The sequence below is a fragment of the Mesorhizobium sp. 2RAF45 genome (assembly GCF_052115225.1).
Lineage (GTDB): Bacteria > Pseudomonadota > Alphaproteobacteria > Rhizobiales > Rhizobiaceae > Mesorhizobium > Mesorhizobium jarvisii.
Genome location: NZ_JBFRGG010000002.1, coordinates 169,927 through 192,794 on the forward strand (window position 1 = coordinate 169,927; position 22,868 = coordinate 192,794).

The window sequence follows — 22,868 nt, forward strand, 5'->3', positions numbered from 1 at the left end:
GGTTTTTTCGAGCCGCACCCGCCCGATGGGACAGGGGGCTCCGCTAGTCCAAACTGACCCCGTAGGGGTCATGTCTCCAGGCTCATCTTCGAAGAGATGATGCCTCCAGACCGACCTTCATAGAAGGTCGTGTCTCCAGACTGACCCCGTAGGGATCACGTCTCCAGGCTCATCTTCGAAGAAGATGATGCCACTCCGATTTGCAGCCTCAGCGATAGATAACCGGGCAACCGCGTTGGTTGGCGAACACGACGACGACGCGGTCGCCGTCCTGGCGGCCCATGACCTTGACCACGCGGCGGTTGACGTCGACGATGCGGGCTCGGTAGAGGCCCATGCGCTCCGCCTTGTCGAGGGCGCGATCCGGCGAACAGCCGCGGCGCCAGCCGTCGCGGCGCCAATCGTCACCGCGCCAGTCGTCACGGCGCTCATCGCGGCGATGCCGATAGCCGTCGTCGCCGGCGTAGACGCCGAAGCGCGGATCCTGGTTGTTGCCGAAGCCGAGATAGAGGCTGTCGGCATGGGCGGGAATGGCTGTCAGCGCGCTGAGGCCGACCAGGGCCGAGAGGGCTGCCGTTTTCACCGTGTTGAACATGGTCTTCTCTCCTTGTTGCGGGCTTGTGCCCGTCCTCTTGAAAGCGATGATGGGAGAATGCACCAGCCTGTCTGAACTGTTTACGAACCCGCCGTTCATCTGCGGTTCATATGGCGGGAAAAAGAAATCTTCGCCAGGTTTCGAGCAATGCGCGCTCAAAACGTTGTTGCTCGTATTCCTTGTTCGGAGCTGTGCGGAACGGACCTCAAGGCTCGTGGTCGAGCATATAATCAAAATAATCTTCAGGCTCGGCCAGGTCGGTCTCGCTCGCCTTCACCCGGCCGCGCATCGAGATGCCGGCCTCGTGTACGGTCTCGGCGCTGCCCGACACCAGCCGGTGCCACCAATAGAGATCGCGGCCCTCGGCCACCAGCCGGTAGGCGCAGGTGCTTGGCAACCAGCTGATGGTGCGCACATTCTGCGGCGTCAGCCCAACGCAATCGGGGACGCGCGCCAGCCGGTTGGCGTAGTCTGAACAGCGGCAGGTCTGCGCGTCGAACAGCCGGCAGCCGACGCTGGTCCAGTAAATCTCGCCGGTGTCCTCGTCCTCGAGCTTCGACAGGCAGCATTTGCCGCAGCCATCGCACAGCGATTCCCACTCGGCCGGGCTCATCTGCTCCAGCGTCTTTGTTTTCCAGAACGGCGTTTCCATTTTGGGGATGTGGCCCCAGCCATCGCCAAGGTCAAGCGCGACAACGGTTGAAATGCGGCCGCAACCGGGCCGAATGACACGAAGTTGCCTTCAAAAGGCCGGCCAAACGCCCTTTACGGCGTCTATCCCCGCCAAACTGGAACCAATCGGGCTAAGATCGGTTTCGGCAAGGATGGGACCCCACAAGGAGAGTTTTCGATGAAACGCCAACCACGGATTCTGGCAGGCACCGCACTTGGCCTGTTGATGGCATCCGCGCCGTTGGGCGCGTTCCCGCTTCAGGGAAGTGCCGCGTTCGACCCCACGCAAGGCGGTGGAACGCCGCTGATCCTGGCACAGGACGCACCGACCGACGAGGCACAGCCGACCGACCAGGAGCAGCCGCGCAAGAAGAAGCGCGATCAGCAGGCCCAACAGGCGCCGGCCGAGCAGGCAGCCCCGGCTGCCGAACAGCCTGCTCCACCCGCCGAGGAGCAGCAGCCCCGCAAGAAGAAGCACGAACAGCAGCAACAGGCCGAACAGGCGCCGGCCGAACAGGCAGCCCCCGCCGAAGAGCAGCAGCCACGCAGGAAGAAGCGCGACCAGCAGCAGCAGACAGAGCAGGCGCCGGCCGAACAGGCGGCACCCGCAGAAGAGCAGCAGCCGCGCAAGAAGAAGCGCGACCAGCAGCAACAGACCGAGCAGGCGCCGGCCGAACAGGCGGCACCCGCAGAAGAGCAGCAGCCGCGCAGGAAGAAGCGCGACCAGCAGCAGCAGACCGAGCAGGCGCCGGCCGAACAGGCGGCACCCGCAGAAGAGCAGCAGCCGCGCAAGAAGAAGCGCGATCAGCAGCAGCAGACCGAGCAGGCGCCAGCCGAACAGGCTCCGGCTGGTGAGACACAGCCCGCCAACGACAACCAGCCAGTCAAGCCCGGCAAGAAACACAAGCAGGAGCAGCAGAAGGAGGCGCCTACTGCCCCGGCGGTGACGCCGGAAGCCGCACCCACGCCGAAGGAAGCTCCGGCCGGCCAAGCCGTGACGCCGAAGGTTGAACCCGCGCCTGCCGGCGAACAGCCCGCGACCCAGGGCGAGCAGCCCCAGGACAAGACAAAGAACCACGGCAGGAAGCCCGCGGGCGAACAGCCCGCCAATGGCGAGCAGCCGGCGACAGGCGAACAACCGCAGACGGGCAAGCAGCCCGCGACGGGCGAGCAACCGGCCAATGGCGTGAAGCCGGCAACCGGTGAACAGCCCGCCAATGGCAACACGGCCGCGCCTGCCCAGGGGGAAAACCCCGTGCAGGGCGAAGCGCCCGCCGACAAGAACGCTGCACCCATCCTCGACAGCCAGAAGGATGCCCAGCGCAAGGGCGGCGGCCGCAAGCATGGCGACCAGAACGGCCAGCAGAATGGCGAACAGCAGAATGGTGGCCAGAACGCCCAGCAAGGCGGCGACCAGGGCCAGAAGCCGGTGGTTGCTCCTGTCGACCAGGGTCCGCCTCCAACCGACGACAAGGCAGCCCAGCAGGAGATCAAGCCTGAAAAGCTCGTCCCGGTAACGGAAGAGAAGGGCAAGCGCCTCGACCGGGCGCCCGACGAGAACATCCGCGACCGCCGTCGTCCCAAGGGCGTCGACGTGCTCAAGGAGATTGGCGACCGCGTCATCATCCAGCTCGGCGGCCAGACGATCGTCCAGAGCAATGAGGGCTCGCGGATGAACCGCGGCGCCAAGGACGTCTATTACGAGGATCTGTCGCAGGGCCGTACACGCGAGACGGTCCAACGCGACAATGGCGTCCAGATCGTCACCATCCGCAACCGTTACGGCGATGTCATCCAGCGTTCGCGCATCACGCCGGATGGGCGCGAATATGTGCTGAGCTATGTCGACGAGCGGAACTATCAGGATGACGGCGACTGGCGCGATCCCGGCGACGACCTGCCGCCGATGCGGCTCAACATCCCACGCCGGCAGTACATCCTCGATTCCGAGGATGTCCAAAGCGATGACGACTACTACACCTTCCTCGACCAGCCGCCAGTGGAGAGGGTCCAGCGTCTCTATTCGATCGACGAGGTCAAGCGTTCGGCCCGCGTGCGCGACATCGCACGCCGCGTCGACCTCGACACGCTGAACTTCGAATTCGGCTCCTCCTCGATCTCCGACACCGAGGTGCAGAAGCTCGAGGGCGTCGCTAGCGCCATGGAGAAACTGCTGAAGAAGAACCCGGCCGAGACCTTCCTGATCGAGGGCCACACCGACGCCGTCGGCACGCCGGAAGCCAACCTTGCCCTGTCGGACCGCCGCGCCGAAGCGGTTGCCGAAGCGCTGACCAATGCCTTCGGCATCCCACCGGAGAACCTGACGACGCAGGGCTATGGCGAGCAGTATCTGAAGGTCAACACCTCGGCGCCCAACCGCGAGAACCGGCGCGTCGCCATCCGCCGCATCACCTCGCTGGTGGCACCGGTCGCCAGCAACAATTAGGTCATGATTTCAAAACCATGACCTGGTTTGCGGACTCAAGGCGAGAAGCACCCATCCCCGACTCGATCGGGGATGGGAGAGCTTCGGATCCCGGCACCGGGCTCAAGAAGATTTGTACCGGCATCGGAACCGGCTCATTGAATCACAGACTTGCTGACCCCAGATTCAGGGCTGGGCGTTCCCTGCCCCGTCCCGACTCCAGCGGGACGCATTGAGCCCCGCCGGCCCTCTCCGGCGGGGTTTTTTGCTATCTTGCAAAAAGCATCGGCCTGGCCGAAATACAGCCACCGACCAGGGAACAACCGGAACCATTCATGAAGCGTCTCGAACTCGCCATCGAATCGATCATCCTCGCCTCGCGCTGGCTGCTGGTCGCCTTCTATATCGGGCTCGGCCTGGCACTGGCCGTCTATGCCTTGTCCTTCGGCAAGAAGCTCTACGAATTCATCACCACGGTATTCATGCTCGGCGACACCGACACCATCCTGAAGATGCTCGGCCTGATCGATGCCGCCCTGGTCGCCTCGCTGGTGGTGATGGTCATCATCTCGGGCTACGAAAACTTCGTCAGCCGCTTCGACGACCAGGACGGCGGCGGCGTGCACTGGCTGGGCACGATCGATGTCGGCTCGCTGAAGGTCAAGGTCGCCTCGACCATCGTCCCGATCTCCTCCATTCACCTCCTGCAGGTGTTCCTCAACTCATCCTCCTATTCGACCGACCAGCTGATGTGGCTGACCATCATCCACCTTGCCTTCGTCGTCTCGGCGCTGATGCTGGCCTATATCGACAGGCTGATGGGTTTGAGCAAAGGCAAGAAGGAAGAGGTGTGAGGCTCCCTTCTCGCCCGTCACTATACGGAGTGAAGGTGCCGGCAGGCGGATGAAGGGCAGCGCCGGCAGGGCGTGGTTCCAGTCAGTAAATGCTTCTGACCTTCGTCTCCGAATTCGCAAACACCTCGTCCGGCACGAAAAAGTCACCGGCCAGCGGTCCGGTCGCGCCGGGCGCATAGATTGCAAAGTCGCTGACGCCCTCGGCGCGCAGCACCTCTTCGTCGATGTAGAAATTGCCTGATGTCTCACGCGAGGGCCGCATGAAGATGGCATGCGCGGCGTCGGCCATAATGTCGGGCGAACGGCTCATCGCCGCGACCGTCGCACCGCCGAGCAGGTTGCGCACCGCCGCCGTGTCGATGGTCGAGATCGGCCACAGCGAATTGACCGCGATGCCGTCCTTGGCGAACTCCGCACTCATCCCGAGCGTGCACATCGACATGCCGAACTTGGCCATGGTGTAGGCGACATGGTTCTTGAACCACTTGGCCTTCATGTCGAGCGGCGGCGCCAGATTCAGGATGTGAGGATTGTCGGCTAACTTCAGGTGTGGAATGCACATTTTGGAGACCAGGAAGGTGCCGCGCGTGTTGATCTGGTGCATCAGGTCGTAGCGCTTCATGTCGGTCTCCAGCGTGCCGGTGAGCTGGATGGCGCTGGCATTGTTGACGCAGATATCGATGCCGCCGAATTTCTCGACCGTCTTTGCAACAGCCTCGGCCACCTGCGCCTCCTCGCGGATGTCGCAAAGCACAGGCAGCGCCTTGCCGCCGGCCTGCTCGATCTCCCGCGCCGCACTGTAGATCGTGCCCGGCAGCTTGGGATGCGGTTCGGCGGTCTTGGCGGCGATCGTCACATTGGCGCCGTCGCGCGCCGCCCGCAGCGCGATCGCCAGCCCGATGCCGCGCGACCCGCCGGAGATGAACAGCGTCTTTCCCTTGAGCGACATTCCTTGCGCCTCCCTTGCAACATGGCAGGCGCGAACCTTTGCGCGGCGGGCGACCACAGCGCAAGGCCCGAGATGCCCGGATGTGGGTTACGCAGCGGAGGCTAAACCAGCACCAGCCCCTGCCGCATCGCAATGGCGATGGCGTCGGTGCGGTTGGCCGCCCCCAGCTTGATCAGGATCGCCGCGACATGGAATTTCGCCGTGTGCACGGAAATGTTGAGCCGCCGAGCGATCACCTTGTTGGGCGCGCCTTCGGCGAGCAACGCCAGCACTTCGGCCTCGCGCGGCGACAGCGCTGGACGGGCGGCATGCTCGTCCAGGACCTCATCCTCGAACGGCTCGTCCTGGCCGGCATGGAAATCCTCATGGCGCCCGCTTCTGCCCTCGCCCGTGACGCGATAGCCGGCCGCCGCCAGCCGCACCGCCGCGGCGATCAGCAGATCGTCGGCGCTCGCGGGCATGACCGCGAACACCTCGCCGGCGGGCCGCTCGCCGCCGGTGCGTCCTGACAGCAGCACGCGCGGTATGGAGGCCGGCGCGGCATCTCCGCTCCTGTCATCGATGATGGCGACATCGGCCCTGCCGCCGCCGGCCACCACTGGCAGCAGGTCGTCGCTGGCGGCAAGCGTGGCGGCCAGGCGCTCGGCGCGCGCGGCATCGCCGAGCGCAACCAGTACCACCAGCCGCCGCGAAGCGGCGCTGTTGCTCACGATCCGGTCGCCGGCGAGCGTTTCCATCGATCCTCTCAGCTCAGCGGCTTTTCGCCGATGGTCAATGTCACATCGCGCTGTTCACCGCCACGCACAACGCCAAGCGTCACGGAAGCACCGGCGCTGTCAGGGCCGAGCCGACGGATCAGGTCGCGCGGGCCATGCACGGCCTCGCCGTTCCATGCCACGATGATGTCGCCCAGCGACAGGCCGGCGGCCTTGGCCGGACCGGCGTCGTCGAGGCTCATCACCATCGCACCATGGGCGTCGCGGTCGCGCACCGGATGTAGGCCGGCGCCGAGATAGCCGCGCGCGACATGGCCCTTTTCGCGCAATGTCGCCACTGCCCGCTCGATCGTCTCATAGGGCATGACCAGCGCACGGCCGCGCGGCCCGAATAACAGCATGCCGATCAGCGCGCCCTTGGCGTCCAGCACCGGGCCGCCCTCGAAGCGGCCGCCGGCGCCGACAGCCAGATGTATGCGGCGGTCGATCGTGCCGCCGCGCATCGAGCGCCAGGCCGGGCCGACTTCGCCGACCGAGCCCGACACCGCCAGCGCGGAACCCTGGCTGTTGCCGATGGCAATGGCGATGTTACCCGGCCGAACGGCATCCGCCCTGGTAAGGACAGGCGCGCCGGCCGAATCTGCGGGCTTCAACAAGGCAACGCCCGTCGACGGATCCCGACCGACCAGTTCGGCCTTCACCGTCCCGCCCAAAGCCAGCGTCAGCTCGATCTCCTCGCCGGCCTCGACAGCCTCCTCGGCGGTGACGAAATAACCGTCGCTCCAGTGGAAGGCGCTTGCCGTGCGATGGTGATGGGTGGCGAAGCTCGCCATTGCCGGCGCAGCCTTCCCGGCAAGGTCGGCAACGGCTTGCGAAAACGCATTCAGATTGAAATCACTCATGGATGTCTCCTGGGGTTCGTCATGTCCCAGATATCGCCCGACGGCGCCCCTGGAGGTACTCGCCTGACGGCTAGTTGGCGGTTTGACTGGCCATCTGGTCAGGTCGCGGCGGTTCCGGCCGCTCCGCACATATAGTGCGTGCCACCCAAAAGTGCTCAGCGGTTTTGGGATAACGGCACGAACAGGAAAAAATCACGATCAAGCCTGAAAACACGGAGCCCATCCATGGCCCTCGCCGCCGCCAAATTTCAATCTGACGAGACGTTGCTCGACGCCTATTCGATGACGGTCGCCGACGCAGTCGACCGCATCGGTCCGGCCGTCTGCCGCATCGAGCGCATTGGCGGCCAGGGTGGACATGGCTCGGGCTTCGTCATCGCGCCGGACGGGCTGGTCGTCACCAATTTCCATGTCGTCGGCGATGCCAGGACGGTACGCGTGTCGATGCCGGACGGCGCCTCAAGCGAGGGCCGCGTGCTCGGCCGCGATCCCGACACCGATATCGCGCTGGTGCGCGCCGATGGCAGCTTCACTGACGTCGCGCCGCTCGGCGATTCCAAGCGGCTGCGGCGCGGCCAGATCGCCATCGCCATCGGCAATCCGCTCGGCTTCGAATGGACGGTCACCTCGGGTGTCGTCTCGGCGCTCGGCCGCTCGATGCGCGCTTCGACGGGCCGGCTGATAGACGACGTCATCCAGACCGATGCCGCGCTCAATCCCGGCAATTCCGGCGGGCCGCTGGTGTCGTCGGCCGGCGAGGTCATCGGCGTCAACACCGCCATGATCCACGGCGCGCAAGGCATTGCCTTCGCGGTCGCCTCCAACACCGCCAATTTCGTCATTTCGGAGATCATCCGCTTCGGCCGCGTGCGGCGCGCCTTCATCGGCGTCTCGGCCGACACCACCAATCTGCCGCGCCGCGCGGCGCTGTTGTCGCAAGTATCGACCAGCACGGCCGTGCGGCTGCGCAGCGTCGAAAAGAACGGCCCGGCGGCCAAGGCCGGCCTCAAGGAAGGTGATGTCATCGCGGCTATCGACGGGCGCCCGGTCACCGGCGTCGACGACCTCGTGCGCATGCTCGACGCCGAGCGCATCGGCCGCGAAACGCTGTGCACGGTGGTACGCCGCACCGGCGTCAGCCAGGTGGCGGTGACGCCGGTGGCAAGGGCGGGCTGAGGGTCAAACCCCCGCTGCGCCCTCGGCATATTGCGCCAGAAATTCCTCGCTGGGCGGGATCGGCTTGATGACATCGATCAGCACGCCGTTGGGGTCCCGGGTGATGAAATGGCGCTGGCCGAAGGGCTCGTCACGCAGCGCTCGCAGGATCGGCAGACCAGCGGCGAGGATCCGCTCATAGACCGGATCGGGGTCGCGGACCTCGAAATTGATCAACAGGCCCGAACTGCGCCCCCGCCCCTCCTCCGGGATCGTCTCGTGGTCGCCCTGGACGATGCCGAGATTGACGCGTTTATTATCCACCGATTGCAGGTGCACATACCAGTCGCTTTCGAACAACGGCCGGAAGCCGAAATGCTCGACATAGAAGGCCGCCGTCCCGGCGACGTCGCCGGTCATCAGCACGGGGTAATAGCTCGTGGTCTTCATCTTTCCTTCTCCCTGGACATAACATACAGTCTGCATGTAAATCGAAATAACATACAGGCTGCATGTATGCAACAGGAATCCGCGCGCCGTTCCAACCGCGACCGCACCGAGGCGACGCGCGCCGATTTGATCGCGGCGGCGCGAAAGCTGTTCACGGAAAAATCCTATGCCGAGACCGGCACGCCGGAGATCGTCACCGCGGCAGGCGTGACGCGCGGCGCGCTCTACCACCACTTCGCCGACAAGCAGGCGCTGTTCGCCGCCGTGGTGGAGCAGGAGGCGCAGGCGGTGGCGCAAGAAATCGACCGCGCTTCGCCACCTTCGCTCGAGGCCCGCGATGCGCTGATCGCCGGCTCCGACGCCTATCTTGCCGCCATGCGCGCGCCCGGCCGCACGCGGCTGCTGCTGCTTGATGGCCCGGCCGTGCTTGGCCGTGCCGCCATGGATGCGATCGACAGCCGCCATGGCAACCGCTCGCTGCGCGAGGGCCTCGTCGCGGCGATGCGGGCCAACACGATGACGAGATTGCCGGTGGATGCATTGACCGCGCTGCTTGCCTCCGCCTTCGACCGCGCCGCACTTGCCATCGAGGCCGGCGCCGCGGCGCAGGATTACCGCGCCGTGCTTATGGCGCTGATTGATGGATTGTCTCCGGCTCGTCCCAGCGCATGACCCCGAACCAAAGGTTCGCATCAGCAAAAATCGGAATCGACGTTCGCTGGAGATCATGCGCAAAATCAAGGTTCTACAGCGTCCTTTGCGCGTCCCCAGGGACGCGCGGCGCTGTAGGCACCTCGCCCGGCTTGAACTCGTTGAAGCAGCCGAGTTCGCTTTTGAACCGTTCTATCAGCCAGGCGGCGGCCGGTTTCGGGCTGCGATCGTTGCGATGCATGGCAAACAGTGGCGAACTAATTTCCTCGTAGGGTTCGAGATCAAGTTCCACCAAACGGCCGGTGGCCAGATCGTCGGCGATCAGCCAGCGCGGCAGTCCACCCCAGCCCAGCCCCTCGCGCATCAGCGTATGCTTGGTGCGCATGTCCGTCAGCCGCCAGGTGCGGTAGGCAAACACGCCATAGTCGCGCCCCTTTGTGCGTTCGGACTGATCGGTGACGACAAGTTGCGTGTGCTCGCGCACATCCTCGATCTTCACCGGCTTCGACAGCAGCGCCAGGGGATGGCCGGGGGCCGCCGCCGGCACCATCGACATGAAGCCGATGCGCACGAGATGGACGTCGACCTCGCCCAGCAGACCGCCAATGCCGAGATCGGCCTGTCCATTGACGACGTGGTCCGGGATCAATCCAAGCGAGCCTATATGCAGGCGCATCATCACGGTCGGAAACTGCGCCTCGAACGCCTTCAGCGCCCGCACCAGCACGGGCGATGGCAACGTCGCGTCGACCGACAGCGCCACTTCGGCCTCCAGTCCATGATGATGGCCATCGACGCGCGACCGCATACGCTGCAGCACCCCGATCATGCGCCTTGCATCCTCAAGCATCGACCGACCGATCTCGGTCAGTTGCGGCTCGCGCGTGCCCTCGCGTTCGAACAGCTTCAGCCCCAGCTGCGCCTCGAGATTGGCGATGCCATAACTTATGACGGATTGCGCCCGGTTGAGCCTGCGGCCGGCCGCCGAGAAACTCCCGCTGTCGGCGACGGCAACGAATATCTGAAGCTGGTCGAGTGTCGGGTTGGGCTGCATCGCTGTATCTATTTTGTGGATGGATCGTATATAAAATATACCAGTTTATCTGATGGATGGATATCCCATATCTAGCGGGACAATTCATTTTCCACTGGAGAAACCCGCTATGTCCATTCTTCTCGTTACCTCGAGCCCGCGCGGCGCCGCCTCGCACTCGACCCGCATCGCCACCGAATTCGCCGAAAAGCTCCTCGCCGCCGATCCGTCGAACACGCTTGTCGTGCGTGACCTCGTCGCCAACCCGCTGCCGCATATCGATGCCGACTACGCGACCGGCATCTACACGCCGGTTGAAGGGCGCACCCCGCGCCAGGCGGAAGTCGTCGGCGTCTCCGACGTCGTGCTCGACGAACTGTTCGCCGCCGACACGGTGATCCTCGCCACCGGCTTCATCAACTTCAACATCTCCTCGACGCTGAAGTCCTGGGTCGACCACATCGCCCGCTCCGGCCGGAGCTTTGCCTATGGCGAGAACGGCCCCAAGGGCCTCGTCACCGGCAAGAAGGTCTATATCGTGCTGGCTTCGGGCGGCATCTATTCGGAAGGTGCGGCCGTTCAGTTCGATCACGCCATTCCCTATCTGCGCGGCGTGCTCGGCTTCCTCGGCATGACCGATGTCGACGTCATCCGCATCGAAGGCGTCGGCATGGGTCCTGACGCGGTCACCGCGGCGCTCGCCAAGGCGACCGCCAAGGTCGACGCCGTGGTCGCCAGCCAGCAGGCCGCAGTTGCCGCGTAAGGCTCTCGATCATTTGAACTCGAAAGGCAGGCGTTCGCGCCTGCCTTTTTCATTTTAGCCGATGAAATGCCTGAGCAGCCCCGCCGAAGCGATGCCGATCAGCACGGTCGGCAGCATGGGAAGCCGCGTCGCCGCGATGAAGGTGATGGCCAGCGCCAGAAGGTCGGCGGGATTGCGCGACACGAAGGCCGGCGCGATGACCGAGATCAGCACGCAACCGGGCGCCGCCTCCATCACCGCGGTCGCACGCGCGCTGAGCACGCGGTTGCGCAGCACGACATAGCCGCCGATCCGCGTGAGATAGGTGACGCCGGCCATCAGCACGATGGTGAAAAGCGTTGCCACGTCGATCATGCGTCACCTGCCATCAGCCAGGCGGCAAGCAGCCCCGACACCGCGCCCGCTGCGACATACCAGGCACCAGGAATGAAGAGATAGACAAGGGCAGCAATGACCAGGCTGACCAGCCAGGGCCGCGCCGCCGAAACACTTTTCCACATGCCGCGCATCAGCACCAGGAAGACGGCTGGAAACGCCATGTCGAAACCATAGGTCTCGACATGACCGAGCATCGGGCCGAGCAAGGCGCCAAGCGTGGTGAAGGAAAACCATGTCAGGTACATCGCCAGTGCCGCGCCCATATAGTAGCGCGGGCTGAAGGCCGGCGTGATGCCCGCCGCGGCGCGCTGTTTGGCATCGGCCAGGCCCAGCGCCCAGCTTTCGTCGCACAGGACGAAAAGTGCTGGAAACACCTTGCGTCGCGGCAGATCGCGCAGGAACGGCGCAAGTGCTGCTCCCATCAGCAGATGGCGGCTGTTGACCAGGAAGGTGATGGCGACGATGAGCAGGATATGCGGCGGCGCTGTCCACAACTGGATCGCAGCGAATTCCGAGCCGCCAGCGAAGTTCAGCCCCGTCATCATGGACAGTTCGAGCGTGCTCAACCCTTTCTGGGTTGCCTGCGCGCCAAGCACGAGCGCATAGGGGATGGTGCCCAACAGCACCGGCGCGCAGGACGCCACGCCCCGGCGGAACTCGGATCCCGAACCATCGCCCGCCGCTTCGACTGCCTGTGAAATGCTCATGCTCTGCCGCGGCCGGCCTCGCGGCCGCCGCTTCCCTGGGTTTTTAACTCTCATGATACCGGCGGCAAACATACCCCCACCTCTCCGCAATTTGGTTGCGAAGATTGTTGCAATTCATCCATTTTTGGCACTGAATGTCACATATTATCAAAAATATGGAATCTAGAGCCATGAAACTCGACGACATCGACAGGCGCATCCTGCGGGCGCTGCAACGCAACGGCCGCATGGCCAACAACGATTTGGCCAACGAGGTTGGCCTGTCGCCCTCGCCTTGCCTGCGTCGTGTCAAGCTGCTGGAGGAGGCCGGCGTCATCGACCGCTATGTCGCCGTGCTCAACCCGGCCAGCATCGACAAGGGCCTCACCTTCTTCACCCGCATCTGGCTGAAGACGCAGGACGAGGACACGATCCAGCACTTCGCCACCGAAGTGGCCAAGCTGCCGCAGGTCATGGAATGCTACCTGATGCTCGGCGACTGCGATGCCCTGGTGCGCGTGGTGGCGGCCGACGTCAACGACTATCGCCGCTTCCAGTCGGAGCATCTGAGCCGCATCAAGGGCGTCCAGAACGTCAAGACCGACGTGCCGAGCTGGACGATCAAGTACACGTCGGAACTGCCGATCTGACTGGTGCCACAGAGCGGCCCGCATGCCTGGAGCAGCGTTTCGGACTGGATAAAAAATGCAACCAGATTGTAGGATCGGTTTCGGTGCCATCGTCCTTCGGACGCAAGCAGCGCGCAGCGCTGCCCTCTGGCATGGGAGATTTGCATGGAACTTTCCTATCGTTGGGTCATCGTCGCGGCAGGCGCGCTGATGTCCTGTGTCGCCATCGGCACGATGTTTTCGCTGGCGATCTTTCTCGAACCGATGGCGATCGACACGCAGTGGTCGCGCGCCGGCATTTCGAGCGCCATGACGCTCAACTTCCTGGTCATGGGCCTCGGCGGTTTCGCCTGGGGCGCGCTGTCCGACCGCTTCGGCGCCCGCATCGTCGTGGCGATCGGTGCCGTGCTGCTCGGCCTGGCACTTGTGGTGGCGAGCCGCGCCGGCTCGCTGCTGACCTTCCAGATCAGCTATGGCGTCCTCGTCGGGCTTGCCGCCAGCGCCTTCTTCGCACCGATGATCGCGCTGACCACGGCCTGGTTCGACACCAACCGCGGCCTTGCGGTTTCGCTGGTCTCGGCCGGCATGGGCGTTGCCCCGATGACGATCTCGCCTTTCGCCCGCTGGCTGATCTCGGCCTATGAATGGCGCACCGCCATGTTCGACATCGGCATCATGGCCTGGGTGCTGCTGCTGCCGGCGGTGCTTCTGGTGCGTCAGCCGCCAAAGCCCGCTGTGGCGGGCGGGGCTTCCGCGCCGGTCGCCGAGGGCACCGGCATGAGCGTGGCCCAGGCACTGCGCTCGCCGCAATTCATCGTGCTCGGGCTGACCTTTTTTGCCTGTTGTGCCGCCCATTCCGGGCCGATCTTCCACATGGTCAGCTACGCCATGCTGTGCGGCGTCGCCCCCATGGCGGCCGTCACAATCTATAGTGTCGAGGGCCTCGCTGGCTTGGGCGGCCGGCTTCTCTACGGCGTGCTGGCCGATAGGCTCGGCGTCAAGCCGGTGCTGATCGCGGGTCTGGTAATCCAGGCGATCGTCATTGCCGCCTATCTCTCGGTCAGCCAGCTCGACCAGTTCTATGTGCTGGCCGTCATCTTCGGCGCCACCTATGGCGGCGTCATGCCGCTCTATGCCGTGCTGGCGCGCGAATATTTCGGCCAGCGCATCCTCGGCACCGTGTTCGGCGCCGCCACCATGCTGTCCAGCCTCGGCATGGCGCTCGGCCCGCTCGCCGGCGGCATGGTGTTCGACGCCTATGCCAGCTACCATTGGCTGTTCATCGGCTCGGCCCTTATCGGCCTGGGCGCCGCGGGCATAGCGATCGCCTTCCCACCCCTGCCGCGCAGGCAGTTGCAGTTGGCCTGAAGCGGATGGACGGGCGCTGGTGACAATTCTCCGGCGCCCGCTTTTGTCGAAGCTCAATGCCCGAACCAGCGGGCCTTGCGGCTGGAGCCGAAATTCACCTTGTCGACCCGCAAAGCCTCAGACGGTTCATAGAAAGCACCGGTGGGTTTTGGGCCGGAGAAGAAATCCACATCCACCCTGGCGATCCGGTTGGCACCAAACTCGATGTAGCAGGATCCTGCCCCCGGGTTCTTGGCAGTCGGTTCCTCATGGCGGAGCCTGGCGATCAGGTTCGCAGCAACGGTGCGTGCGGCGCCCTCGGCAAAGACGCCCGCCTTCGGCGCACCCGTATTGGCCAGATCCCCCAGCGCGTAGACGCCGGGAAAGCGGGTTTCGAGTGTGCGCGGATCGATTGTGACCCAGCCACCCTCCGTGATGCCGGCCTCGACGACGACATCGGGCGCGCGGTTCCGGGGCACGCCCAGGAACAGATCGCAGGGCAGTTCGCCGCCATTGTCGAGCGTCACAACCTTGCGGCCCTCGTCCACGGAAACCACCCGGGTGCTGGGGATGAAGGTGATGGCGCGCTCGGCGAAGGCGGCCAGAAGCGCCTTCGACGTTTCGGGAGAAGGCGGCACCGGGCTCGACATTGAGTTCACATAGGTGATCTGGCAGTCGCCCCGGACGCCCCTCTCGGTCAGGTAGTCATGCAGCATCAAGGCGCATTCGCTGGGCGCGGGCGGGCATTTGTAAGGCGCGCCGCAGACGCCGATCACGGCATGACCGTGGGTGAAACCGGGCAGCACCTTGGCCATATGGGCGGCGCCCGGAACCGAGTAGAATTCGTTGCGGCCGAGCGTGATGCCTGGTGTGGCCGAGACATCATAGTCGGCGCCGAGAGCGATCACCAATATGTCCGCCTCATGCACACCTTTATCCGTCGTCACGCGCCGCCGTTCCGGGTCGATGGCGGTGACGGTCTCGCGCTTCATCGTGACGCCAGCCTTGGCATAGTCGGCGTAGGGCAGCCGCACAGCCGCTTCGGTTGCGCGGCCGAACATCAGGTCAAGCTTGGCAAAGCCGAACACGAAGGAATCCGACTTGTCGATCAGGGTGACAGCAATGCTGTCACCCAAAGCTTCGGACAAGGACGTGCTGAGCTCGAGCCCGCCGAAACCGGCGCCGAGGATAAGGATACGGGTTTTCATACTGTCACCTCCTGTTGCCTGATGTCTTTGGCAACGCTCAGGCGTTGCTGTGAGGCTGCGGCACGATGCGGATATAAGGCTTGGGCTGCTTCCAGCCCTCGGGATAGAGCACCTTGGCTTCGTCGTTCGATACCGAACCCGCGATGATCACGTCGTCGCCCTGCCGCCAGTTCACCGGCGTGGCGACGCGATGCTTGGCGGTAAGTTGCATGGAGTCCACCACACGCAGGATCTCGTCGAAGTTCCGGCCGGTGGTCATCGGATAGGCGATCATCAGCTTGATCTTCTTGTCGGGCCCGATGACGTAGACATGGCGCACCGTCTGGTTGTCGGCCGCCGTACGCCCCTCGGCGCTGTCGCCGGCCGTGGCGGGCAGCATATCGTAGAGCTTGGCAATGGCCAGCATCGGGTCGCCGATCATCGGGAAATTCGGCGCGTGTCCCTGGGTCTCGGCAATGTCATCAGCCCATCCGGCATGACGCTCGACCGGATCAACGGAAAGCCCAATGATCTTGACGTTACGCTTGTCGAACTCGGGCTTCAGCTTGGCCATGTAACCGAGTTCAGTGGTGCAGACGGGGGTAAAATCCTTGGGATGAGAAAACAGGATGCCCCATGAATTGCCCAGCCAGTCGTGGAAGCTGATTGCGCCGTGGGTGGTTTCGGCGGTGAAGTCGGGCGCGATGTCGGCGATACGAAGAGACATTTGATCCTCCTGTGAGAGACGGTTGGAATTGACTACGGGTGCAGACTAGGCAACCTATGTTCCGCCAGCGTTCCCCGCCGCGCAGGTGTTTGTGACGGCCGGATTTCGGGCACGCGCGGGCCTCGCATCCTGAAAGGGCCTTTCGATTGCGTGTCCGAATTCAATTGCTTGGCGGCTTCAGCGTCAGTCTGGACGATCAGGTCGTAGCGGCCGCGGCGTGGCGCCGGGATCGAGGCGCCGCGCTGGTGAAGCTGCTGGCCGTCGCCCGCTCCCACCGTATCCACCGCGAACAGGTCATGGAGGCCTTTTGGCCCGATCTCGATCCGGAGGCCGCGGGCGCCAATCTGCGCAAGGCCATCCACTTTGCCCGCCGCGCGCTGGGCGCCCATGACCTCATCGAGCAGGCGGCCGATATCATTGCCCTCGCCCCGGCCGCCGACCTCGAGATCGACGTCGAGACCTTCGAGGCCGCCGCCAGGCTTGCCTTGCGCGGCGAAGATCCCGCCGCCTGTGAGGCGGCCGCCGATCTCTACACGGGAGACCTGCTGCCGGACGACCCCTATGTCGACTGGTTCGAAACGCCCCGCCAGTCCCTGCGGCAGCGCTATGCCGAGGTGCTGCGGGCCGGCAAGCTCTGGCAGCGCCTGATCGCGCTGGACCCGGCCGACGAGCAGGCACAATGCGCCCTGATGCAATCGGCGCTCGACGCCGGCAACCGCGCCGAGGCGATCCGGCTGTTCAACCAGCTGAGCGAAAGCCTGCGGATCGACCTCGGCGTCGGCCCGGGCGCCGAAACCGTGAAGCTGTACGAAAAGGCGCTGGCCGTGCCCTCTGTGGACCCCGTCGGCTTGAGCGACCGCATCCGCGCCTCGCTGGCCTGGGGCCTGCTGCACCTGCAAAGCGGCGACTTCGCCAAGGCCGGCCAGGTTGGCCGGGAAACCCGCGAACTGGCCATGGGCGCGGGGTTGGCCCGCGAGGTTGGCGAGGCCAGCGCCCTGATCGGCCTGGTGGCGCACATGCAGGGCCAGTGGCGCGAACTGTTCAGGGCGGAGTTCATCGAATGGGTCCGCTCCAAGCCAGCCTTCGTCTCCAACGTTTTTGACGGGCATCTGTGCCTGGCCGAATTCTGCCTCTGCAGTGCCAAGGGCCACCACGACATAGCCGCCTCTGCACGAGAGCTCCTGTCGGTGGCCGAAGGCGCCGGCTCGGTCGCCGGGCGCGGCCTGGCCTCGCTCGTGCTGGGCGAGGCAGCGCTCTTCTCGGGCCAACTGGCCGAGGCCGAACGCATGTTGACCGACGCCGAAAGACTCTACGCGCAGGTGGGAACCGTGGCCGGCCGCGTAATGGCGCTCCAGCGCCTGACGGAACTCGCGCTTGCCCGCCACCAGAAATGGCAGGCGGGACGGTTGATCCACCGCGCCACCACCCTTGCCCGTTCTTCCTGGCTGGCGCCGCACCTGCTGATCAGCCTGAAAGGGCTTGAGGTGCGCGCCGCCGCCACCTCCGAGAGGATCGCCGAGACCATTCGCGAAGGTGACCGTATGCTGTCATCGGGCTGCAATTGCCAGCCTTGCTCGATGACCTTCCGTACGGCGGCTGCCGTTGCCCTGGCCGAGGCGGGCGAGATCGAACAGGTCAATCGCCGGCTCGACGAGGCTGAGCGGGTCGCCGGCATGTGGAACGGCGGCCCCTGGGTGGCGGCCGTCTGGGAAGCACGCGGCGTGCAGCGCCGGGCCGAGCGTAACAAAACCCGGGCCGTCGCGGCGTTCGAGGAAGCAGCCACACGCTTCGCTGCGCTTGGCAGGCCGATCGACGAGGTGCGCTGTCGGGAACGGATGGCAGATCTAGGCTAGCACCGCCAGCAGCACGATGCAGGCTTAAAAAGCCCATAATCTCAATTTCTTATCTTGAATTGTTCATTCGCGAAAAATGGCTTTGCAGCACGGTGCGAAACTTTTGCATCGTCTTTTCGGTCGTCTGCGCATCGGCGGCCGCGAAGCCCATGACAAGGCCGTTCTGCTGCGTGCCGTGGCGGTACTGGATCGACAGGGCCGACACGTTGATGCCTTGCTGGAGCGCCGCCTCGGCGACCGCCCTGTCGCTGCATGTGTCGCGGAAAATGCCGACGACCTGGATGCCGGATTCGGTCGCGTGGAAATCCAGCCATTCTCCGAGGTGCCGTTGCGCGCTTTCCAGGAAGGACTGCCGTCTCTCCGCATAGAGCCGCCGCATCCGCCTGAGATGGCGGGTGAAGTGCCCCTCATTCATGAAGTCCGCCAGCGCGGCCTGGGTCAGCAAGGGGGCGAACTGGCCGCTCACGCTCAGCGCCGAGACGATCGTATGGTCGATCGCCTTGGGTGCCACCATGAAGCCCAGACGCATGGCCGGGAAAAGGATCTTGGCGAAAGTGCCGACATAGACCACGCGGTTCGACGCGCCGATGCCCTGCAGTGCCGGAATGGGCTGGCCCTGAAAACGATATTCGCCGTCGTAATCATCCTCGATGATCCACGAGCGCCAGGTCTCGGCCATGTGCAGCAGGTTGAGCCGCTGCTCCATCGGCATGGTTATGCCGAGCGGGTGATGGCAGGAGGGCGTCACGAAGATCATGCGGGGCACGACATCAGGCGGATCGAGATCCCAGCCGGCATTGCTGACACGCAGCGGCGCCAGTTTCGCCCCGGCTGAGACGAAGGCCGAGCCGGCGCCGTAGTAGCCAGGCTCCTCCATCCACACCGTGTCGCCATCATCGATCAGCAGCCGGGCCAGGAGATCGAAAGCCGACTGCGCGCCATTGGTCACGACGATCTGCTCGGCGGTGCACTTCACGCCGCGCGAGGCAGTGAGATAGCGCGCTATGGCTTCGCAAAGCGGCGGATAGCCCTTGACGTGATAGGTGCCAAAAAGATCGATATGGGCGAACTTGGCGCGGCGGCTGAGCAGTTTCGACCAGGTGTTGAACGGAAAATTGTCCGGATCCGGCATGCCGGGATGGAAGGCAAGCATACCCGGCCGGCCATGATGATAGGGTTGGGCAAGCATGGTCTGCCCGCGCCGCGATAGCGGATTGGCGTCCTCGACCGACATTTGTTCCGCAACTGCCGAACGCGTCGGTAGGTCCATCACCACTGAGGGTCTGCGCGGACGTATCGCCAGATAGCCCTCCAGCGCCAGTTGGTCGCAAGCGGCAATCACCGTGTTACGCCCGACATTCAGATCCCGCGCCATGACCCGTGTCGAGGGCAGTGCGTGGCCGCTCGGCAGCACGCGCCGTTCGATCAGGCCGCGTAACTGGACATAGAGCTGCCGGTGCAGATTGGCGGGGCTGTCGCGATCCAGGGCGATGCCGTCGACGGGAAAGCTGGTCTTCATCTGGTTCCCGAAAATCAATAGAATCTGGTTCTAACAATGGAACCAAAGGAGGCCTACCCTCAAGAAAAAAGCGTTCGGGTTCAGATGGGGCTGGCCGATGCAGTGCATAAGGGTGGGAGTGATCGGGGCAGGCGGCGTCGCCCAGGTCGAGCACATTCCGAACCTGCTCAAGCTGCACCGGCAGTTCAAGATCCTTGGCGTCTACGATCCGTCGCGAAAAGTCCGCGCTTTCGTCGCACAGGAATTCGGCCTCGAAACATTTTCCGATCTCGACGCGCTGCTCGCCATGCCGCTTGACGCCGTGGTCATCGCCTCGCCGGATGCGCTGCACCGCGAACAGAGCCTCGCTGCCTTTGCCAGGGGCCTGCATGTCTTCTGCGAAAAGCCGCTTTGCTACGGCGCGCAGGACATCGACGAATTGATCGCCGCCAGGGATCGCGCCGGAAAGGTGCTCCAGGTCGGCTACATGAAGCGTTTCGACCCGAGCTACGAGGCGGCGCTGAACATGCTGCCCGGCACGGCGCGGACGCTTCGCTCCGTTTCGGTCGAGGTCAACGATCCCGACGCCTGGCCCTTCATCCGGCACGCCTCCACTTGCCGGGGTGACGACGTCGCGCCGGAACTGATTGCCTCGACCGAAGCCAGGCAGCGCGAGCAGGTCGACCGCGCGGTGCCCGGGATCGACGATCCCCACGCCTTTCGCGGCTTTGTCGGCGCCTATTCCTCGTCGATCGTGCACGACGTCAACGCCGTCCATGGCTTGCTCGATGCGCTCGGCGTCGCCGATGGCGAAATCGTCGGTGCCTCGCTCTTCGCCAAAGGCGAAGCTGGCCAGGGCACTGTCCGGCTGCTCGGCGGCCAGGCATTGTGGACCATGGCGCATATCGCCACTCCGGGCCTGCCCGATTACCGCGAGCGCATCACGCTCCATTTCGACGACGCCTCGCTCGAACTGGAATTTCCCTCGCCCTATCTCAACCACCAGCCGACGCGGCTGACCGTCCGCACCGGCGACGGCCACACGCTTTCCAGCCGCGACATCCGCAGCGGCTATGAAGAGGCTTTCGTCGAGGAGCTGAAGGGTTTCTGGTCGGCAATCGTCGAGGGTACGCCGGTGCGCAACACCGCCGAGCATGCGCGCCGCGACATGACGCTGCTGGCTGGGCTGACCCGCCACCACCTCGCCCAATCGAAGCAATCAGGAGTTCGCCCGTGACGGTTCGCATCGGCATCAATCCGATCACCTGGACCAATGACGACGTGCCGGAACTCGGCGGCGATACGCCGCTTGAAGTCTGCCTCAGCGAAACCAGGCAGGCCGGCTATGCCGGCACCGAACTTGGCGGCAAGTTTCCGCGCCGCTCGGCCGAGCTGAAGCCGATCATGGACCGCTATGGCCTCGCGGTGATTTCCGGCTGGTATGATGGCCGCTGCGACGAGAAGGACGTCAGCGCGGAAATGGATGCGATCACGCCGCATCTCCAGCTCTTGAAGGATATGGGCTCTACCCATGTCGTCTATGCCGACACCTCGCGCGGGCGCCACAACGCCATCTGGGGACCGATCTCGCAACGCCCGGCCCTGAGCCCGGAAGAATGGCCGGCCTATGGCCGCAAGCTGACGGCACTCGCCGAAAGGATGGCGGATTTCGGCGTGCGCATGGCCTTTCATCATCATATGGGAACCATCGTCGAGACCGATGCCGAGGTTGGCCTGCTGATGCGGCATACCGGCGAGGCGGTCGGTCTGCTCTACGACACCGGCCATTCGATCTTCTCGGGCGGCGACCCGCTCGCCCTGATCAAGGCGCAGGTCAAACGCGTCGTGCATGTGCATTGCAAGGACGCGCGCAAACCCGTGCTCGAGCGTGCCCGCGCCGAGGACATGAGTTTCATGGGCGCCGTCATGGAAGGGATCTTCACCGTCCCTGGCGACGGCTTCATCGACTATCCCGCCATTTTGCGCGTGCTGGCCGATAATGGTTACAGCGGCTGGCTGGTCGTCGAGGCCGAGCAGGACCCCAACAAGGCCAACCCGCTGACCTATGCGACGATGGGATTTAAGAACCTGTCGCGCATGGCGAGGCAAGCCGGATTTACCGTCATGGAATGATCGAGGCCACTATTCGGCCTCCAGGGAACCAGTGCTGAGGAATGAAACAGGAAAAGGTGTGTTGAGATTCAGGTCAGGCCGAGCCGAAAATGACGGCTTTCGAGAACCGGAGCGGAGCGGACATTAGGTCCGTGAGCACCGGAAGCGCAGAAAGCTGCCATTTGCAGGCCGGCATCAGCTGAATATCAACACAGCTTAAAGGGGCAACTGGACTGCCGACCGTAATTGCGGCGGCGGAAAACAAACAGGAGGTTGTTATGTCTGTGCTTGCGAAATTAATAAAGCCTGCGCTCGGCCTGCTGGCCGGCTTCACGATGATGGCGGCGGCCACGACCCTTGCGGCCGCCGACCAAACGCGGGTGGTGTTCGTCACCCATGGCCAGAGCGGCGATCCCTACTGGTCGGTCGTCAAGAACGGCATGGACGATGCCGCCAAGACGCTCGGCGTCAAGGCCGAATATCTGGCGCCCGAGACCTTCGACATGGCCAAGATGGGGCAGATGATCGACGCCATCGCGGCCTCGAAGCCCGACGGCTTGGTCGTCTCGATCCCCGACGCGGCCGCTCTTACAACCCCGGTCAAGAACGCCGTCGCCGCCGGCATCCCGGTGATCGTCATCGATTCCGGCGGCTCGAAGCTCACCCACGACCTTGGCGGCCTGCTGTTCATGGGGCAGGATGAATTCCAGGCGGGCGTCATGGCCGGCGAGCGCATCAAGGCGCTCGGCCTCACCAAGGCGGTCTGCGCCAACCACGAGGTCGGCAATTCGAGCCTTGACGACCGCTGCGCCGGCTTTGCCAAGGGACTGGGCGTCGACGTGCCGGTGATGAACGGCGTCATCGACCCGACCGAAATGAAGAACCGCGTGATCGCCTACATGACCGCTCATGCCGATACACAATTCATCCTCGCCGTCGGCGCCAGCGGCGCCGAACCGACGCTGGCCGCGCTTGATGAATTGGGCCTGTCGGGCAAGGTGAAGACCGGCACGTTCGATCTTTCGCCCACGATCCTGCAGGCCGTCGTCGGCGGCAAGATGGAATGGGGCATCGACGCCCAGCAATATGCCATGGGCTATATCCCGGTCGCGATGTTCGATCTCTGGAAGAAGTACAAGATCATGCCGATCGCCGACTATCCGACCGGCCCAGGCTTCGTCACCAAGGACACCGCCGCCTCGGTCATCGAGCTGTCGAAACAAGGCAAGCGCTAACACAGACGGCCGGGTCCCGCCCCGGCCGTCTCATCAGAGCAATTCCAAGAA

23 protein-coding genes are annotated in these 22,868 nt (G+C 64.4%); 11 read left to right on the top strand and 12 right to left on the bottom strand.

What is annotated here, in order from left to right; all coding sequences use genetic code 11:
- Positions 1-208 precede the first annotated feature (208 nt).
- Together AB4Z43_RS05635 and AB4Z43_RS05640 are read right to left on the bottom strand one after the other, a co-directional pair.
- Positions 209-595, bottom strand: a complete 387-nt coding sequence (locus AB4Z43_RS05635) for a hypothetical protein (RefSeq protein ID WP_083246865.1) — start codon at positions 593-595, stop codon at positions 209-211.
- Positions 596-800: 205 nt separating this feature from the next.
- Complete coding sequence (locus AB4Z43_RS05640; RefSeq protein ID WP_019860437.1) at positions 801-1,247, bottom strand: YcgN family cysteine cluster protein; 447 nt, start codon at positions 1,245-1,247, stop codon at positions 801-803.
- A 198-nt stretch (positions 1,248-1,445) separates the two neighbouring features.
- On the opposite strand from AB4Z43_RS05640, the gene AB4Z43_RS05645 reads away from it, so the two are divergent.
- Together AB4Z43_RS05645 and AB4Z43_RS05650 are read left to right on the top strand one after the other, a co-directional pair.
- Positions 1,446-3,713 (top strand): OmpA family protein, encoded by a 2,268-nt coding sequence (locus tag AB4Z43_RS05645; RefSeq protein ID WP_441936392.1) that lies wholly within the window; start codon positions 1,446-1,448, stop codon positions 3,711-3,713.
- 314 nt (positions 3,714-4,027) lie between these two features.
- On the top strand, positions 4,028-4,546 hold the full coding sequence (locus tag AB4Z43_RS05650; RefSeq protein WP_441936394.1) for a TIGR00645 family protein: 519 nt from the start codon (positions 4,028-4,030) through the stop codon (positions 4,544-4,546).
- Between the two features lie 82 nt (positions 4,547-4,628).
- On the opposite strand, the gene AB4Z43_RS05655 is transcribed toward AB4Z43_RS05650, so the two are convergent.
- From AB4Z43_RS05655 to AB4Z43_RS05665, 3 genes are all read right to left on the bottom strand, one after another.
- Positions 4,629-5,495: an SDR family oxidoreductase gene (locus AB4Z43_RS05655; protein WP_019860441.1), complete on the bottom strand. Its 867-nt coding sequence runs from the start codon at positions 5,493-5,495 to the stop codon at positions 4,629-4,631.
- Between the two features lie 101 nt (positions 5,496-5,596).
- The gene (locus AB4Z43_RS05660) at positions 5,597-6,232 is read right to left on the bottom strand and encodes a helix-turn-helix transcriptional regulator (protein WP_038648811.1); all 636 of its coding nucleotides are present in this window, start codon (positions 6,230-6,232) and stop codon (positions 5,597-5,599) included.
- Positions 6,233-6,240: 8 nt separating this feature from the next.
- Positions 6,241-7,113, bottom strand: a complete 873-nt coding sequence (locus tag AB4Z43_RS05665) for a S1C family serine protease (protein WP_441936397.1) — start codon at positions 7,111-7,113, stop codon at positions 6,241-6,243.
- Positions 7,114-7,338: 225 nt separating this feature from the next.
- Between AB4Z43_RS05665 and AB4Z43_RS05670 the strand changes: the two genes are divergently transcribed.
- Positions 7,339-8,289, top strand: coding sequence for a S1C family serine protease (locus AB4Z43_RS05670; protein ID WP_441936399.1), 951 nt, complete (start codon positions 7,339-7,341; stop codon positions 8,287-8,289).
- A gap of 3 nt (positions 8,290-8,292) precedes the next feature.
- On the opposite strand, the gene AB4Z43_RS05675 is transcribed toward AB4Z43_RS05670, so the two are convergent.
- Positions 8,293-8,718 (bottom strand): VOC family protein, encoded by a 426-nt coding sequence (locus AB4Z43_RS05675; RefSeq protein ID WP_064980443.1) that lies wholly within the window; start codon positions 8,716-8,718, stop codon positions 8,293-8,295.
- Between the two features lie 66 nt (positions 8,719-8,784).
- On the opposite strand from AB4Z43_RS05675, the gene AB4Z43_RS05680 reads away from it, so the two are divergent.
- Entirely contained in the window at positions 8,785-9,390 is a 606-nt protein-coding gene (locus AB4Z43_RS05680; protein WP_027047256.1) for a TetR/AcrR family transcriptional regulator, read from the top strand.
- A 73-nt stretch (positions 9,391-9,463) separates the two neighbouring features.
- Here the strand turns inward: AB4Z43_RS05680 and AB4Z43_RS05685 are convergent, their stop codons facing one another.
- Entirely contained in the window at positions 9,464-10,423 is a 960-nt protein-coding gene (locus AB4Z43_RS05685; RefSeq protein ID WP_441936402.1) for a LysR family transcriptional regulator, read from the bottom strand.
- 109 nt (positions 10,424-10,532) lie between these two features.
- Here AB4Z43_RS05685 and AB4Z43_RS05690 point away from each other — a divergent pair, with 109 nt between their 5' ends.
- Positions 10,533-11,165 (top strand): FMN-dependent NADH-azoreductase, encoded by a 633-nt coding sequence (locus AB4Z43_RS05690; protein WP_441936404.1) that lies wholly within the window; start codon positions 10,533-10,535, stop codon positions 11,163-11,165.
- A gap of 54 nt (positions 11,166-11,219) precedes the next feature.
- On the opposite strand, the gene AB4Z43_RS05695 is transcribed toward AB4Z43_RS05690, so the two are convergent.
- Complete coding sequence (locus tag AB4Z43_RS05695) at positions 11,220-11,519, bottom strand: AzlD family protein (protein WP_441936406.1); 300 nt, start codon at positions 11,517-11,519, stop codon at positions 11,220-11,222.
- Positions 11,516-12,250, bottom strand: coding sequence for an AzlC family ABC transporter permease (locus tag AB4Z43_RS05700; protein ID WP_019860450.1), 735 nt, complete (start codon positions 12,248-12,250; stop codon positions 11,516-11,518). The genes AB4Z43_RS05695 and AB4Z43_RS05700 overlap by 4 nt, the downstream gene beginning before the upstream one ends.
- Positions 12,251-12,420: 170 nt before the next feature.
- Between AB4Z43_RS05700 and AB4Z43_RS05705 the strand changes: the two genes are divergently transcribed.
- On the top strand, positions 12,421-12,879 hold the full coding sequence (locus AB4Z43_RS05705; RefSeq protein ID WP_064980448.1) for an Lrp/AsnC family transcriptional regulator: 459 nt from the start codon (positions 12,421-12,423) through the stop codon (positions 12,877-12,879).
- A 144-nt stretch (positions 12,880-13,023) separates the two neighbouring features.
- The gene (locus AB4Z43_RS05710; protein ID WP_064980450.1) at positions 13,024-14,226 is read left to right on the top strand and encodes an MFS transporter; all 1,203 of its coding nucleotides are present in this window, start codon (positions 13,024-13,026) and stop codon (positions 14,224-14,226) included.
- Positions 14,227-14,279: 53 nt separating this feature from the next.
- On the opposite strand, the gene AB4Z43_RS05715 is transcribed toward AB4Z43_RS05710, so the two are convergent.
- The gene (locus tag AB4Z43_RS05715) at positions 14,280-15,413 is read right to left on the bottom strand and encodes an NAD(P)/FAD-dependent oxidoreductase (protein ID WP_019860453.1); all 1,134 of its coding nucleotides are present in this window, start codon (positions 15,411-15,413) and stop codon (positions 14,280-14,282) included.
- A 37-nt stretch (positions 15,414-15,450) separates the two neighbouring features.
- The gene (locus AB4Z43_RS05720) at positions 15,451-16,119 is read right to left on the bottom strand and encodes a peroxiredoxin (RefSeq protein WP_441936409.1); all 669 of its coding nucleotides are present in this window, start codon (positions 16,117-16,119) and stop codon (positions 15,451-15,453) included.
- 164 nt (positions 16,120-16,283) lie between these two features.
- On the opposite strand from AB4Z43_RS05720, the gene AB4Z43_RS05725 reads away from it, so the two are divergent.
- Positions 16,284-17,972 (top strand): BTAD domain-containing putative transcriptional regulator, encoded by a 1,689-nt coding sequence (locus AB4Z43_RS05725; RefSeq protein ID WP_441936411.1) that lies wholly within the window; start codon positions 16,284-16,286, stop codon positions 17,970-17,972.
- A gap of 49 nt (positions 17,973-18,021) precedes the next feature.
- Here AB4Z43_RS05725 and mocR read toward each other — a convergent pair whose 3' ends face one another.
- Entirely contained in the window at positions 18,022-19,491 is a 1,470-nt protein-coding gene (gene mocR / locus AB4Z43_RS05730) for a rhizopine catabolism transcriptional regulator MocR (protein ID WP_441936413.1), read from the bottom strand.
- Between the two features lie 118 nt (positions 19,492-19,609).
- Here mocR and AB4Z43_RS05735 point away from each other — a divergent pair, with 118 nt between their 5' ends.
- From AB4Z43_RS05735 to AB4Z43_RS05745, 3 genes are all read left to right on the top strand, one after another.
- Positions 19,610-20,707 (top strand): Gfo/Idh/MocA family protein, encoded by a 1,098-nt coding sequence (locus AB4Z43_RS05735; protein ID WP_441936415.1) that lies wholly within the window; start codon positions 19,610-19,612, stop codon positions 20,705-20,707.
- The gene (gene iolE / locus AB4Z43_RS05740) at positions 20,704-21,603 is read left to right on the top strand and encodes a myo-inosose-2 dehydratase (protein WP_019860459.1); all 900 of its coding nucleotides are present in this window, start codon (positions 20,704-20,706) and stop codon (positions 21,601-21,603) included. The genes AB4Z43_RS05735 and iolE overlap by 4 nt, the downstream gene beginning before the upstream one ends.
- 257 nt (positions 21,604-21,860) lie before the next feature.
- Positions 21,861-22,817, top strand: coding sequence for a rhizopine catabolism ABC transporter substrate-binding protein (locus tag AB4Z43_RS05745; protein ID WP_019860460.1), 957 nt, complete (start codon positions 21,861-21,863; stop codon positions 22,815-22,817).
- The last annotated feature ends 51 nt before the right edge of the window (positions 22,818-22,868 follow it).